14 protein-coding genes are annotated in these 14,443 nt (G+C 64.5%); 9 read left to right on the top strand and 5 right to left on the bottom strand.

Features of this window, described 5'->3' with window-relative positions; all coding sequences use genetic code 11:
* Nucleotides 1-54: 54 nt before the first annotated feature.
* Nucleotides 55-993, bottom strand: coding sequence for an alpha-E domain-containing protein (locus WQQ_RS05730; protein ID WP_007184141.1), 939 nt, complete (start codon nt 991-993; stop codon nt 55-57).
* Nucleotides 993-2,543, bottom strand: coding sequence for a circularly permuted type 2 ATP-grasp protein (locus WQQ_RS05725; protein WP_007184140.1), 1,551 nt, complete (start codon nt 2,541-2,543; stop codon nt 993-995). Before WQQ_RS05725 ends, WQQ_RS05730 begins: the two co-directional genes overlap by 1 nt.
* A 196-nt stretch (nt 2,544-2,739) precedes the next feature.
* Between WQQ_RS05725 and minC the strand changes: the two genes are divergently transcribed.
* From minC to minE, 3 genes are read left to right on the top strand one after another with little or no spacing between them, the layout of a single operon-like run.
* A complete protein-coding gene (gene minC, locus WQQ_RS05720) occupies nt 2,740-3,462 on the top strand; it encodes a septum site-determining protein MinC (protein WP_007184139.1) in 723 nt (240 codons plus the stop codon).
* 46 nt (nt 3,463-3,508) lie between these two features.
* Entirely contained in the window at nt 3,509-4,318 is an 810-nt protein-coding gene (gene minD / locus WQQ_RS05715; protein ID WP_007184138.1) for a septum site-determining protein MinD, read from the top strand.
* Between the two features lie 7 nt (nt 4,319-4,325).
* Entirely contained in the window at nt 4,326-4,589 is a 264-nt protein-coding gene (minE, locus tag WQQ_RS05710; RefSeq protein ID WP_007184137.1) for a cell division topological specificity factor MinE, read from the top strand.
* A gap of 75 nt (nt 4,590-4,664) precedes the next feature.
* Here the strand turns inward: minE and WQQ_RS05705 are convergent, their stop codons facing one another.
* Together WQQ_RS05705 and WQQ_RS05700 are read right to left on the bottom strand one after the other, a co-directional pair.
* The gene (locus tag WQQ_RS05705) at nt 4,665-6,362 is read right to left on the bottom strand and encodes an AMP-binding protein (RefSeq protein ID WP_007184136.1); all 1,698 of its coding nucleotides are present in this window, start codon (nt 6,360-6,362) and stop codon (nt 4,665-4,667) included.
* 173 nt (nt 6,363-6,535) lie between these two features.
* Nucleotides 6,536-7,843 (bottom strand): YihY/virulence factor BrkB family protein, encoded by a 1,308-nt coding sequence (locus WQQ_RS05700; RefSeq protein ID WP_007184135.1) that lies wholly within the window; start codon nt 7,841-7,843, stop codon nt 6,536-6,538.
* Nucleotides 7,844-8,050: 207 nt separating this feature from the next.
* On the opposite strand from WQQ_RS05700, the gene WQQ_RS05695 reads away from it, so the two are divergent.
* Both WQQ_RS05695 and WQQ_RS05690 read left to right on the top strand, forming a co-directional pair.
* Nucleotides 8,051-8,494: a phasin family protein gene (locus WQQ_RS05695; protein WP_007184134.1), complete on the top strand. Its 444-nt coding sequence runs from the start codon at nt 8,051-8,053 to the stop codon at nt 8,492-8,494.
* Nucleotides 8,495-8,603: 109 nt separating this feature from the next.
* The gene (locus WQQ_RS05690) at nt 8,604-9,662 is read left to right on the top strand and encodes a hydrolase (protein WP_007184133.1); all 1,059 of its coding nucleotides are present in this window, start codon (nt 8,604-8,606) and stop codon (nt 9,660-9,662) included.
* A gap of 14 nt (nt 9,663-9,676) precedes the next feature.
* On the opposite strand, the gene WQQ_RS05685 is transcribed toward WQQ_RS05690, so the two are convergent.
* Entirely contained in the window at nt 9,677-10,096 is a 420-nt protein-coding gene (locus WQQ_RS05685) for a flagellar brake protein (protein WP_083844438.1), read from the bottom strand.
* Between the two features lie 176 nt (nt 10,097-10,272).
* On the opposite strand from WQQ_RS05685, the gene WQQ_RS05680 reads away from it, so the two are divergent.
* The 4 genes from WQQ_RS05680 to WQQ_RS05665 all read left to right on the top strand — a co-directional run bounded on the left by WQQ_RS05680 (nt 10,273) and on the right by WQQ_RS05665 (nt 14,434).
* On the top strand, nt 10,273-10,608 hold the full coding sequence (locus tag WQQ_RS05680; RefSeq protein ID WP_007184131.1) for a hypothetical protein: 336 nt from the start codon (nt 10,273-10,275) through the stop codon (nt 10,606-10,608).
* The gene (locus WQQ_RS05675) at nt 10,605-12,431 is read left to right on the top strand and encodes a long-chain-acyl-CoA synthetase (RefSeq protein ID WP_083844437.1); all 1,827 of its coding nucleotides are present in this window, start codon (nt 10,605-10,607) and stop codon (nt 12,429-12,431) included. Before WQQ_RS05680 ends, WQQ_RS05675 begins: the two co-directional genes overlap by 4 nt.
* 113 nt (nt 12,432-12,544) lie before the next feature.
* Complete coding sequence (locus WQQ_RS05670; RefSeq protein ID WP_007184129.1) at nt 12,545-13,060, top strand: SRPBCC family protein; 516 nt, start codon at nt 12,545-12,547, stop codon at nt 13,058-13,060.
* Nucleotides 13,061-13,141: 81 nt separating this feature from the next.
* Nucleotides 13,142-14,434, top strand: coding sequence for an acyl-CoA dehydrogenase family protein (locus WQQ_RS05665; RefSeq protein WP_040453065.1), 1,293 nt, complete (start codon nt 13,142-13,144; stop codon nt 14,432-14,434).
* Nucleotides 14,435-14,443: the final 9 nt, after the last annotated feature.

Here is a 14,443-nt window from a genome sequence, read left to right as displayed (position 1 = left end):
TTTTATGCCAAATGATTTCCGAGGAGTCGCTCGAGTCCCGTCCCCGCGAATCGGCTATTCGACCCGGAAGAACGATTGAGTAACTGCTTCGTGGAGATCGCTCAGGCCGAGCTGAATCTCGTCGAGCAGCTCGTGCAGGCCCGTTTCGACGAGCTTGTCGACATTGGCGTCCTGCACCAGGGCGCGAACGCGCCAGAGCGTGCGTTCGACGCTGCGGCTCTCGGGCAGGTGGGAGCGCGTCATCGCGATCGTCGACAGGCAGAACATGACTGAGCGCGGGAACTCGCGGTTCTGCAGCAGGAAGCGCAGAACGCCGGTGCGATTGACGCGCGCACGCACGTGGCGGCGGTACATCTGGTACGCGGTCAGCGAGCGCAGCACGCTCATCCATTGGATGTTGTAGAGCGGGGCGAGCTGCTCGGGCCGGCCGGTCGGGTCGATCAGCGAGACCGAGCGCACGTCGAGAATGCGCGTGGTCATGTCGGCCTGCTCCAGATTGGTGCCGATGCGCAGGAACTGGAAGCCGACGTCCTGGCTCATGTTCATCGTCAGCACGGAGTACACGAGCATGGTGTTGTCGATCACGCGCTGCAGGAACGCGCCGCGCCGCGAGCGCGTCAGTGCGCCTTCGCCCTGGCCGATCACGAAGTAGTGCAGATCGTTGAGCTTTTCCCAGACCTCGCGCGGCATCGCGTCGCGTACGGTGCGGATGATTTCGCGCGCCGTGTGCAGTGAGCTGTGGATCGAGCCCGGGTTGCGCTGGTCGAGCAGCAGGAAGCGTACGACGTTGAGCTCGCTGTAGTCCTCGCCGTAGATCGAGCGATACAGATCGTCGGCGCCGACGATCTGGATCAGCGGCTGCCAGCCGAACGGAATGCCGCGCGGCAGGTCGAGCAGCAGCAGTGAATTGACGTTGACGAGGCGGGCGGTGTTCTCGGCGCGCTGCAGGTAGCGGCCGAGCCAATAGATGTTGCTGGCGACGCGCGAGAGCATCAGCCTTCTTCCTTAGCCGAATCCTTCGGCGAGTTGCTGCCGAAGCTTTGCGACTGGCTCATGCCACCGAGTGTCTGGCTCTGCGACAGGCCGTCGTCGGTATCGACGATCCAGGTGTCCTTCGCACCGCCGCCCTGGCTCGAATTGACGACGAGCGAGCCGCGCACCATCGCCACGCGCGTGAGGCCGCCCATGGTCACGTAGGTCGAGTCGATGTCGCCGCGCGAGAGGATGAACGGACGCAGGTCGAGATGCCGCGGCTCCACCGTGCCGTCCTCCATGAGCGTCGGCGCGGTCGACAGCGCGAGCGTCGGCTGGGCCATGTAGTTGCGCGGGTTGGCTTCGATGAGCTTGCGGAACTTGTCGTGCTCTTCCTTGCTCGCGCGCGGGCCGATCAGCATGCCGTAGCCGCCCGATTCGTTCGCCGGCTTCACTACGAGCTTGTCGATGTTGGCGAGCACGTAGCTGCGATCCTTCGGGTCCATGCACAGATAGCTCGGCACGTTCGGGATGATCGGATCCTGATCGAGGTAGTACTTGATCATCTTCGGCACGAAAGCGTAGACGACCTTGTCGTCCGCCACGCCGGCGCCCGGGCAGTTGGCGAGCGCCACCTTGTTGCTGATCCACGAGCGCATGAGGCCCTTGACGCCGAGGATCGAATCCGGATTGAAGGCCTCCGGATCGAGGAACAGATCGTCGATGCGGCGATAGATCACGTCGACGCGCTTGGGCCCGTGGATCGTGCGCATGTAGACGCAGTCGTCATCGGCGACGAACAGGTCGCTGCCCTCGACGAGCTCGATGCCCATCTGCTGCGCCAGATACGCGTGCTCGAAATAAGCCGAGTTGAAGATGCCCGGCGTCAGCAGCACCACGTTGGGCTGGTCGAGCGGGCGCGGCGAGATCGCACAGAGCGTGTCGTAGAGCTGGGCCGGGTATTCGTCGACCGGCAAGATCGTCTGCGCCTCGAACAGTTCGGGGAACACACGCTTGGTGACGAGCCGGTTCTCGACCATGTACGAGACGCCTGACGGTACGCGCAGGTTGTCCTCGAGCACGTACATGGTGCCGTCCTTGTCGCGCACGAGGTCGCTGCCGCAGATGTGCGCCCAGACGCCATTGGCCGGCTTCACGCCGACGCATTGCTTGCGGAAGTTGACCGATTCATTGAGCAGGTCGGCCGGAAATACGCCGTCCTTGATGATCTTCTGCTCGTTGTAGAGGTCTTGAATGAACAGGTTCAGCGCATGCACGCGCTGCTTGAGGCCGGCTTCGGTCTTCTGCCATTCGGACAGCGGGATGATGCGCGGGATGATGTCGAACGGCCAGGCGCGGTCGACGTTCTTGCCCTCGGAATACACCGTGAAACTGATGCCCATGACCTTGATCGCCAGTTCGGCGGCCAGGCGGCGTTCGGCCAGTTCGGGTTCGGTGAGGTCGTCGAGATAGTCGGCCAGCGTGCGGGCGGCGGGACGGGCCTTACCCGGCGACTCGAACAGCTCGTCGTAGAAGTTCTCGCAACGGTACTGCCGCCAATCGATTGCCATGGTCTCCCGAGGGGTGGCCGTTCGTTTTTGGAATAGGGGATGCGGGTTACGCTAACAGGAAGCAGTAGCAAAACATAGGCCACGAAACGCGAAGGATGGGCGTCGGCACGACCGTCCACGTCGGCCGCCGGACAGGGCGGGGAAGGCAGCTGCGGACGCCAATGCTAGACTGCACGCTGTTCCCTCGACCACACCCATGTCCAAAGCCAAGCCTGCTCTGGAGTTCAAGGGCCGTATGCTGTCCTTGACCCGAGTCCGCGTCATCGAGCCGGACTTGCCCGCCATCGAAGCGCAGCTCAAGAACTTCGCCCGCCAGATGTCGGGGGCCATCGACGGCATGCCCGTCATCCTGGAAAGCGACAAGCCCGTCGAGCTCGTCGGCGTTCTGCAGTCCATGCGGCGGCTCGGCATGCAACCGATCGCGGCGATGGAAGGGGCTCTGGCCAACGACGCGCGCCTGTGCGGCCTGCCGGTGCTGCCGGCCGACATGCTCACCGACGCCCGCGCCGCCGCACCCAAGCCGGCCGAAGCCGCACCGCCGCCCCCCCCCCCTGCGCCCGAGCCGCCGCCGGTAATGCCAGTGCGCCGGTCCACGCGCATCATCACCGAGCCGGTGCGCTCGGGGCAGCAGATCTACGTGGAAGGGGCTGACCTGATCGTGACCCAGCCGGTGAGCCCGGGCGCCGAAATCATCGCCGACGGCTGCATCCACGTGTACGGCCTGTTGCGCGGCCGGGCCATCGCCGGGGCTCGCGGAGACGAAACGGCGCGCATATTCTGCAAGAAGATGGAAGCCGATCTGCTCGCCGTCGCCGGCGTCTATGCAGTGGCGGACCAGATACAAGGCGCTCTGCGAGGCCACGCCGTGCAGGCCTGGCTCGAACAGGGCAAGCTGCGGATCGAGCGCCTAGACGCTTGATTGCAAGCGCAGCTCACCAAGACAATCAAGAATACGGAAGACAGCAGTGGCGAAAATCGTCGTAGTGACATCAGGCAAGGGCGGCGTCGGCAAGACCACGACGAGCGCTTCGTTCTCCACCGGCCTCGCGGCTCGCGGCAAGAAGACCGTGGTCATCGACTTCGACGTCGGCCTGCGCAACCTCGACCTCATCATGGGTTGCGAGCGCCGCGTGGTGTTCGACTTCGTCAACGTGATCCACGGCGAGGCCAACCTGCGCCAGGCGCTCATCAAGGACAAGACCTACGACAACCTGTTCGTGCTGGCCGCGAGCCAGACGCGCGACAAGGATGCGCTCTCCGAAGAAGGGGTCGAAAAGGTGCTCAACGAACTTGCCAAGGAGTTCGACTACATCGTCTGCGACTCGCCTGCCGGCATCGAGCGCGGTGCGCATCTGGCGATGTACTTCGCCGACGAAGCCCTGGTCGTGACCAATCCCGAAGTCTCTTCGGTGCGCGACTCCGATCGCGTGCTCGGCCTGCTGTCGAGCAAGACCAAGAAGGTCGAGAGCGGCGAAGGCCGCGTCAAGGAGCATCTGGTGCTCACGCGCTACAACCCGCTGCGCGTGCAGAAGGGCGAGATGCTGTCGATCGAGGACGTCAAGGACATCCTCGCGATTCCGGTGCTTGGCGTGATCCCCGAATCGTCCAGCGTGCTGTCGGCCTCCAACTCGGGGTCGCCGGTCATCAACGACAAGGCCACCGATGCCGGCCAGGCTTACGACGATCTGGTCGCCCGCTTTCTCGGCGAAGACCGCCCGCATCGTTTCATCACGGCAGAGAAGAAAGGCCTGCTCAGCAAACTGTTCGGAGGCTGATCCGACTATGGCCATCGATTGGATGAAGCTGTTCCGCAGTGAGCAGAAAGCCACGGCTCAAACGGCCAAGGAAAGGCTGCTCGTGGTCGTCTCGCATCAGCGTGCGGGTCGCGCGAACGGACCAGAATATCTCACCCGCCTGCGTGAGGAGTTGCTCGCGGTCGTGCGCAAATACGTGCCGGTCGACGACTCGGCCGTGCATGTCGACGTCAAGCGCGAGGACGGCGACGAAGTGCTCGCCATGAGCATCACGCTGCCCGAGCGCAACTGATTCCTTCGGCTCGACGCAGTAACGAAAAAGCCGGCATCTGTGCCGGCTTTTTCGTTACTGCGATGCGTGTGGAACTTACGCCGCCTTGCCTCGCAGCTCCTTGCGCAGGATCTTGCCGATCGGCGATTTCGGCAGCTCGTTGCGGAACTCGATGATCTTCGGCACCTTGTAGCCGGTCATGTTCTGCTTGCAGTGGTTGCGCAAGGCTTCGGCCGTCAACCCCGGGTCTTTCTTAACCACGACGATCTTCACCGCCTCGCCGGTCTTGTCGTCCGGAATGCCGACGCAGGCCACTTCGAGCACGCCCTCGTGCTTGGCGACGATGTCTTCGATCTCGTTCGGAAACACGTTGAAGCCCGAGACGATGATCATGTCCTTCTTGCGATCGACGATGCGCACGAAGCCTTCGGCATCGATCGTCCCGATATCGCCGGTACGCAGGAAGCCATCGGACGTCATCACCTTGGCGGTTTCCTCAGGGCGATTCCAGTAACCGGCCATGACCTGCGGGCCCTTCACGCAGAGCTCGCCGGGTTGGCCGAGCGGAACGTCGTTGTTGTCGTCGTCGCGGAACACCACGTAGGTCGAGCTGATCGGCAGGCCGATGGTGCCGTTCCAGTCCGGTTTGTTGAGCGGGTTGATGCAGACGCCCGGCGAAGTCTCGGTGAGGCCATAGGCTTCGGACAGCGGCTTGCCGGTGACCTTGGACCACTTCTCGGCGACCGCCTGCTGCACCGCGGCGCCGCCCCCGAGCGTACAGCGCAGACCCGAGAAATCGAGTTCGCCGAAGCCCGGTGTGTTGAGCAGGCCGTTGAACAGCGTGTTGACGCCGGTGAACGCGGTGAAGCGATGCTTCTTGAGCTCCTTGACGAAGCCGGGCAGGTCGCGCGGGTTCGGAATCAGCACATTCTTGGCGCCGATCGACAGGAACACGAGGCAGTTCGCCGTGAGTGCGAAGATGTGGTAGAGCGGCAGCGGCGTGATGATGATTTCCTTGCCCTCGGTGATATGGCCGGTGAGCCATGCGCGGGCCTGCAGGACGTTGCCGACGATGTTCTTGTGCAGCAGCTGCGCGCCCTTCGAGACGCCCGTGGTGCCTCCGGTGTACTGCAGGAACGCGGTGTCTTCGTGCGTGAGCCTGATGCGATGGAAGGGCTGCGAGCGGCCGAGCGAGAGCGCCTTCTTGAACGGCACCGTGCCCGGGATGTCCCAGTCCGGCACCATCTTCTTCACGCGCTTGACCACGAAGTTCATGATCACCGACTTCGGGAACGGCGCCAGATCACCGAGCTGAGTGGTGACGACGGTTTCGACCTTGGTGTTGCCGAGCACTTTCTGCAGCGTGGTGCAGAAGTTTTCGACGATCACGATCGCGCGCGCGCCGCTGTCGTTGAGCTGGTGCTCTAGCTCGCGTGCGGTGTAGAGCGGGTTGACGTTGACGACGACCAGACCGGCACGCAGCACGCCGAACATCGCCACCGGATACTGCAGCGTGTTGGGCATCATGATGGCGACGCGATCGCCCGCGTTGAGCCCGAGCACGTTCTGCAGATAGCTCGCGAAATCCTGGCTGAGCTTGTCGAGCTCGTCGAAGCTCATGCTCACGCCCATGCACTCGAAGGCGGTGACGTCGCGGAAGCGACCGCAAGCCTGCTCGAGGATGTCGACGACCGACTGATAGGTGTTCAGATCGATGTCGGCAGGAACGCCGGGCGCGTAATTCTTGAGCCAGATGCGATCCTGGGCTGCGGGGGGGGCGGTGTTCTCCATCATCGCGTGTCCTGTGCCCGTGGGGCTTCTATGTGGTTGTTCGAGATCGAACTTCGATCAGTCCATACGCTGTCGAAGGTCGAGATTCGCCGATCATAGAAGAACCGAGCGTGAACACCAATTGGCTTGCGGACAGCGCTGGCGTGGCCTCGCGGTGCATGGGCGAGGCATGGGAATCAGTGCGGGTCGAGCCAGCTGCGCAGATTGCGGTCGCCGGCTTCGGCGTCGAAGCTCGCCTCGGCCTTGTCGAGCAGGTCCGAAACCCGGTGCGCGAGCGAGCCGTGCGGGCGCGGGCGGTCGGCTCCGCAGCGCACCGTGCGCCAGAGCGCACCGAGGCGGATCGAGTCGAGATCGCGGGCCGGCAGCAGCAGACTGCGCGAGCTTCCGGCTTCGGCGAGATAGCCGGCGTCGATCAGCATTTCGGTCACATGGGTGACGTGTTCGGGTGGAGCATCGATGGCCTCGATCAGGTCGTCCTGTGTCAGGCCGGGTTTGCCCTTGGCGAAGCGCTCGGCCACCAGCGTCATGATCATCAGGCTCAGGAACTCGATGTCACGCGAGGCCATCTGCTGCTGGCGCACGGCGGGCGCGAGATGCCGCGGGTTCTGCACGTAGAACGCGAGCTGGCAGCCGATCAGCAGGATCAGCCAGCCGACATGCAGCCAGATCAGCAGAAAAATCACGATCGCGAAGCCGGAGTAGATCGCGTTGTAGTTGCCGGCGTTGGCGACGAAGGAGGCGAACAGCACGCTGCTGGTCTGCCACAGCAGGCCGGCCGCGATCCCGCCGATCAGCGCGGCCTTCCATTGCACGCGTGTGTTGACCAGGAACAGATACATGAAGCTGAAAAGCCCGACGATGATCACGTACGGAATCAGCCGCCCGACCAGGTAGATAAGCCCGCCGAAGGGCTCGATCATCGCGATCTGCGACACCAGCGTGCTGTTGAGGATGGTCGCTGTGAGCCCGAGTGCCGAAAATACCAGCACCGGCCCGACCATCAGCACGCCGAAGTATTCGCCGATGCGCTGGGCGATCGGCCGCGAGCGCTCGATGCGCCAGATGTAGTTGAAGCTGGTCTCCACTTTCTGGATCAGCGAAATCGCGGTGTAGAACAGCAGCGCCACACCGACCGAGCCGAGTACGCCGACCTGGATTTTCTCGACGAAAGCCACGACGTTGGTCGCGATTTCGGTTCCGCGCGGCCCGAGCGGGCGCAGGAACTCGATCAGCACGGGCTCCAGGCTGTTGTGAGCCCCGAGCGCCTTGAGCACCGAAAAACCCAGCGCCAGCAGTGGGACCACCGACAGCAAGGTGGTGTAGACCAAGCTGACGGCCCGCAGCGAAAGCTGGCCGTCGGCGAGGTCGCGCACGATTGCGAAGACGTAGCGGCCCACCCGCACGAGCATGCGTTGGGAGCGGGTCAGCGCCGCCTGCTCCTCCCAGAGCTTGGCCTTGAGCCGATTGATCAGCGCCTTGTTCATCCCTGCATGTTCTCCGGCTCCTTCGGACGAACGGTTTCTATCCGCCGCTTGACTTTGTTGCATTGCACAAATAAATTTCGGCCATGCCTTGTTGCAGTGCAACAAGGGGCTCGGGCTCAATGTAGCGCCGAGCGGTCCCTCAAACCACTTTCATACAACCGTGTGCCGTCTGCCCATTGGGCGCGGCTTTACCGAAGGAGTTTTGCGATGAGCGTCCAGGCGATTGTCCACGATGTCAAAGGCCGCGTTGAACCCTACGTGGCCAAGGGCCAGCAGGTCGTTACGGTGTCGGTCGATACCTTCAAGAAAGCCACTCCGATCGTCGTCGACGGCGTGCAGTCGCTCGTGCACACCCAGATCGAGGCCGGCAAGGATCTGTTCGCCGCCGTGCAGGGCAGCTTCGAAAAGGCCAAGACCGCCGGTATCAAGGCCGTCGCCGCCTCGCCGATCGAGTATCTGCCGGACGGTCGCGAGCGCGTGCTCTCGGCCTATAACGACAGCGTCGTGCTTGTGAGCAAGACCAGCGACAAGCTCGTCAAGCTCGTCAAGAGCAGCTTCGCCACGGTCGATGGCGAAGCCAAGAAGACCGCGGCTCCGCGTAAGACCACCGCGAAAAAGGCCACCAAAAAGGCGGCCAAGAAGGCTGCTTAAGCCTCTTTTTGGGTCTGTGGAACGAGAGAGCCGGAGCGCAAGCTTCGGCTCTTTCTGTTCGCGGCGGCGGAAGCGGGCTTTCGGGCATTTGCTTTAGGCTGGCGGAACCATGATCGCTGCCGACTCTTCATTCTCCGCCCGCGCGCACGGCCTCGTCGTGGCGAGCCGTTTCAAGCCGCACCCGCTATTGCCGGGCGCGCATCTGCAAACCATCGCGCCGGCCTTCATCCGCCCGCGGGTCGAACTCGCGATGCGCATCGAGCGCCTCGAGACGCCCGACGACGATTTCGTCGACATCGGCTGGATTGGCGAGCACAACCTCGGCGGGCCGATCGCCACGCTGGTCCACGGACTCGGCGGAGGCTTCGAATCGCAGTATCTGCGCGGCTTGGCGCGCTTGCTCGCGGCGTTCGGCTGGCGCGTAGCGCTGCTGCAGCTTCGCGGCGGCGGCGAGCAGCCCAACAAGCTGCCGCGCAGTTATCACCATGGCGACACCGTCGATCTGCGCTGGCTCTGGCATCGCTTGCGCGCCCTGGAGCCGCAGACGCCGATCGCGGCGGTCGGCTGGTCGCTCGGTGGCAATCTGCTGCTGCGCGCCTTGCACGAGGAAGGCGCCCATGCGCCGGTCTCGCTGGCGGTGGCGGCGAGCGTTCCGTTCAAGCTGCGCGATTGCGCCGAGCACATGAATCGAGGGTTCGCGCGCGTCTACCAGCATCACCTGCTGGCGGGCCTGCGGCAGATCGTGCGACGCAAGCTCGCAGCCGGGCCGCTGCCGGATTCGGTTGACGTGCGGCAGGCGCTGTCGGCGCGCAGCTTCTTCGAATTCGACGACGCCTTCACCGCCCCGCTCAACGGCTTTCGCAACGCGATCGACTATTACGAGCGCACGAGCTGCGGTGCCATCGTCCACGACATCCGCGTGCCGACGCTGATCGTGCAGGCCGAGGACGACCCATTCATGAGCCCGGGCTGCGTTCCGGCGGCCAGCGCGCTCGCTCCGCAAGTGACGCTCGAAGTCTCGGCGAGCGGCGGGCACGTCGGCTTCGTCGGGCTCGGGCGCCGGGGGCAGCTCGACTGGTGGCTGGAGCAGCGCATCGCCGCGCATCTGCAGGCGGCGCTCGGGCGCGCTGCGCTCGCGGAGGACTGGCTCAACGGCGTAGCCGCCTAAGCCGTCACAGGGTTTCAGCGCAGCAGCCCTGGCCGTCCTCGTTTGCGGCGCAGCAGATAACGTTGCAAGCGGAACACCGCCCGGCTGATCGCCGAATCGTGCAGCGGCGACAGCGCGGTGAACTCCATTCCCAGTCGCGTCGAGTCCGATGTGTTTCCGCAATGGCGCACGGTGACCTCGGTTTCAATCGGGGCGTCCTCGAGCACCAGCCGGCAGCGCAGCCGAGTGCCGCGCGGCAGTTCGATCTCGCCCGACAGCCGCGCCGACAGGCCGATGCGCGAGAGATCGAGCACGATCGCACCGGCCGCCTGGCCGTCGTCTCCGAGCAGGGTCGCTGCGATCCAGTTCGGGTCCGGTACCGGGACGCGAAAGGCGGCGCGACGCTGGGCGTCGGCGCTCACGTCGGGCGGGCGGTCGGGGGAGGCGTGGGGCACGGCGTCGGCGGGTGGTTGGCTCCGGTCTGCAGGCTATCGGCAGCCGGGCAGTTAACTTCAGTGCCCAGTTCCTGGCGCCGCCTTGACCGGCTCGCCAGCCGCCGTTGGCCGAACCGCGCCTATGCCCGTCACGGTTGGCCGCTTACCATCGGCCGGTTATGGCCTACCGACTGTCCGTGCCCCTTTCCGACGCTCTCGGCGAACGTGCCGAAGAACTCCCGCGCCGCCTGCGCAGCGGCGAACTCACGATGGACCGGGCCGACCAGGTCGGCGAGCTCATCAGCGAGCTGGCCGACGATGTGCCGCGTTATAACTTCAGGCGCCCGGCCGAGGCTTTCAAGCTCGGCCTGGCCTCGCGCGGCATGATCGATCTGGGCATCCGCAGCACCATCAAGACGATCCGCATGGCGATCAGGCAGACCCTGCCGAGGCTGAACCCGAGCAGTTCAAACAGGTTGCGGATTACATCGATGACGTTCTGCAGAAGAGCCGAGCGTAGAGGACAGACATGAGCAAGGCAGTGACGGCTATCGCAACCGACAGCGCGAGCGATCGCGTTCGCTTCTCGGACCTGGTCCGGAGCGCCGTGCGCATGCTGCCCGAGTTTCCGATGGTGGCTCGCGGGCTGTTGCGGCTGGCCACGCTCAAGCCCGCCAGGCGCGGCTCGATCGGCGCTTTGATCGAAGCCCATGCGAGCCGCCGGCCGCAGTCGCTTGCGCTGCGCTTCGAAGACCGCCAATGGACGTACGCGCAATTCAATGCCGAAGCCAATCGCATCGCGCGCGTGCTGCAGGATCAGGGCATCCGCGCCGGCGATGCGGTGGCGATTCTCATGGAGAACCGCGCCGAAGTGCTCATCGTCGTCGCGGCCGTGCTCAAGCTCGGCGCCATCGCGGGCATGCTCAATCATCAGCAGCGCGGTGACGTGCTATCGCACAGCATCAAGCTCACGCAGGCCAAGCTCATGGTCGTGGGACAGGAAAGTCGCGAGGCGATCGAGAGTACGACGTTCGCGCCGGGATATGCTGCGATGGCCTTCTTCTGGGAAGGAGAGGGCGGCGCGCCTGAAGGCTATACCGCATTGCGTCCGCTCGCCGAAAAGGCTTCCTCCGAGAACCTGCCGCAGACCGCGCGGATCCCGCTGAAGTCGCCGGCCTTCTACGTCTTCACCTCGGGCACCACGGGCCTGCCGAAAGCGTCGGTGATGACGCATTTCCGCTGGATACGCGGCATGGCGGGCCTGTCCGAGTCGGCCGTGCGCCTGCGCTCCGACGACGTGCTGTACTGCTGCCTGCCGCTGTATCACAACAACGCGCTGACGGTGTCCTGGGGCGCGGTGCTCGCCAACGGCGCGGGCTTCGCACTCGGTCGCAGGTTCAGTGCTTCGCGCTTCTGGGACGAGATCCGCGCGAACCGGGCGACGAGCTTCTGCTACATCGGCGAGCTCTGCCGCTATCTGCTCAATCGCCCGGCCAGCGAACGCGATCGCGATCACGCGGTGCGCGTGATCGTCGGCAATGGCCTGCGCCCCGAAATCTGGGATGATTTCCAGCAGCGCTTCGGCATCGATCGCATCGTCGAATTCTACGGTGCGAGCGAGGCGAACCTCGCGTTCGTGAATGCCTGGGGGCTCAAGCGCACGGCCGGCTACTGTCCGCTCTCGCACGCGATCGTCGAATTCGATGCGGAGGAGGAAGCGCCCGCGCGCGATGCGCAAGGCCGGCTCAAGCGCGTCGCCAAAGGCGGCGTCGGTTTGCTGATCGGCGAGGTCACCAAGAAGACGCCGTTCGACGGATACACCGATCGCAAGGCCAGCGAAGCCAAGCTGTTGCGCAATGTCTTCGCTGAGGGCGATTGCTGGTTCAACTCGGGCGACCTGGTTCGCGACCAGGGCTACAAGCATATCCAGTTCGTCGATCGCGTCGGTGACACCTTTCGTTGGAAAGGCGAGAACGTTGCGACCACCGAAGTCGAAGCGGCCCTGTGCGCGAGCGGCGATATCGAAGAAGCCGTCGTCTACGGTGTTCAGATTCCGGGCATGGACGGTCGCGCCGGCATGGCCTCGCTGAGCGTCAACGGCGGCCGCTTCGATGGCGTTGCGCTCGCGAGCGCGCTACGCCAGAAGTTGCCGCAATACGCGGTGCCGGTGTTTTTGCGGCTGCGACAGGATCAAGAAACGACTTCGACGTTCAAGCATCGCAAGGTCGATCTCAAGCGCGAGGGTTTCGATCCATCGCGCGTCAAAGACCCGCTTTATGTGCTCGAACAGAATGGCTACGTACCATTGACGACTGACACATTCGTAACGATACAAAATGGGCAGGCTCGCCTCTGAACCAAGCCTCGGGATGCGGTTGACTGCGCCGCCGCACGGTATGGTGGCGCAGCCAAGGCTCCAGTGAAATCGCCATGCGACTCTTCGCCGCGTCATCGGCGGAGAGGCGTCAAGTGAAAGTCAATATCGAGGTCGAACGCAGCGTCAAAGTCGAGCTGCCGGCAGAGCAGGTGCGCAAGCTGTTCGACGATCTGGAAGCCACCATCGGCCGGTTTCCGAAGCTCAAGCGACTGAACAGGATCGGCCCGGATCAGTACGTCTGGGAGCTCAACACCATCGGTTCGCGCATCGCCAAGATCGCGCACGACGTGACCTACGGCGCGCACTACAAGCGCAGCGGCGACGGCAAGGAAGTGTCGTGGACACCGATCGCGGGCAAGGGCAACGCGGACATCAGCGGCGTGTTCCGCGTGAGCGAAAGCGGCAGTGGCAGCGAGGTTCGTTTCAAGGTCAAGGGCGAGCTGCGTGACGTGCCCGTTCCGCTGATCTATCGGCTCGCGGCTCCGCCGTTCATCCAGGGCAAGTTCATCGCCCTGGTCGACACCTTTCTCGAACGCACGCGCGATGCGGTGATGCAGCAGGTCTCCGAAGAAGCGCCGAAGAAAAAGATCGCCCGCAAGACCGCTTAGCCGGGCCGCGATCAGATCGCTCGCACTCGATTCACGGAGAAGAAGATGCGGAACGCGAGTCGGAGCCCATCTCAAAACGCGATGGGATTGGGGCTACGGGTATTGAATCGCTTCGCCGGGCTTGCGATCGTCGATCGACTCCGCCTGCGCAAGCCTGCCGAGAAATTCCTGCACGCTGCGAGCAAGACCGGCTTCCAGGTCGCGATGGCCGCTGCACGCCAGTTCAAGGCCACGCAAAAGCTCGTCGGTCCGCAGCGCTTGCCCAAAGCATCGAAGCCCGAGCTGTTCGATCTTGCGCCCAGCGAAGAGCAGGAGATGCTGCGCGATGCGGCGCGCAGCTTCGCGATCGAACAGTTGCTGCCGGCTGCACAAGCGGCGGACACCAACGCGCAGGCGCCCGCCGAACTGCTCGTGCAGGCCGGCGATCTCGGCCTCTCGCTGCTCGGCGTGCCGGAATCGCTTGGCGGCGCGGGCAGCGAACGCTCGGTGCTCACCAACGTGCTCATCGGCGAAGCACTCGCGCAAGGCGATCTGAGTCTCGCGGTGGCCTGCCTCGCACCGAGCGCGGTCAGCACGGCGCTCACGCTGTGGGGCGATGCGCAGCAGCAAGCCGCGTATCTGCCGGCGTTCACGGGCGACAAGCCGCCGGTCGCGGCGCTCGCGGTGCTCGAAGCGCGGCCCTTGTTCGATGTGTTCACGTTGTCGACCAAGGCGCGCCGCAGCGACGGTGGCTTCGTGCTCGACGGCACCAAGGCCTTCGTGCCGCGTGCGGCCGAAGCCGAGCTGTTCATCGTCGCGGCGGAGCTCGACGGAACGCCGGCGCTGTTCATCATCGAAAGCAGCGCGCAAGGCCTGAGCGCCAAGGCCGATCCCGGAATGGGCCTGCGCGCCGCAGCGACGGCGACGCTCGATTTGAGCAACGTGAAGCTGCCCACGAACGCCCTGATCGCCGAAGGCTCGGCCGCCGTCTACGCCGAATGCATCGCGCTCTCGCGCCTGGCCTGGTGCGCGCTCGCGGTCGGCACGAGCCAGGCCGTGCTCGATTACCTGGTTCCCTACGTCAACGATCGCGTCGCCTTCGGCGAGCCGATCAGCCATCGCCAGGCGGTTGCGTTCGCGGTGGCCAACGTCGGCATCGAACTCGAAGGCATGCGCCTGCTCACGTATCGCGCCGCGAGCCGGGCGGAGCAGGGCGCGGACTTCATGCGACCCGTCGCGCTCGCGCGCCGCGCCTGCATCGACAAGGGCATGCTGATCGGCTCCGAAGGCGTGCAGCTGCTCGGCGGGCACGGCTTCATCAAGGAGCATCCGGTCGAGCGCTGGTATCGCGACCTGCGTGCGATCGGCGTCATGGAAGGCGCCTTGCTCGTCTAGAGGACTCGA

Origin of the sequence: Hydrocarboniphaga effusa AP103, from assembly GCF_000271305.1 — a bacterium.
Taxonomy (GTDB): domain Bacteria; phylum Pseudomonadota; class Gammaproteobacteria; order Nevskiales; family Nevskiaceae; genus Hydrocarboniphaga; species Hydrocarboniphaga effusa.
This window is presented reverse-complemented; position numbering and strand designations above follow the sequence as displayed.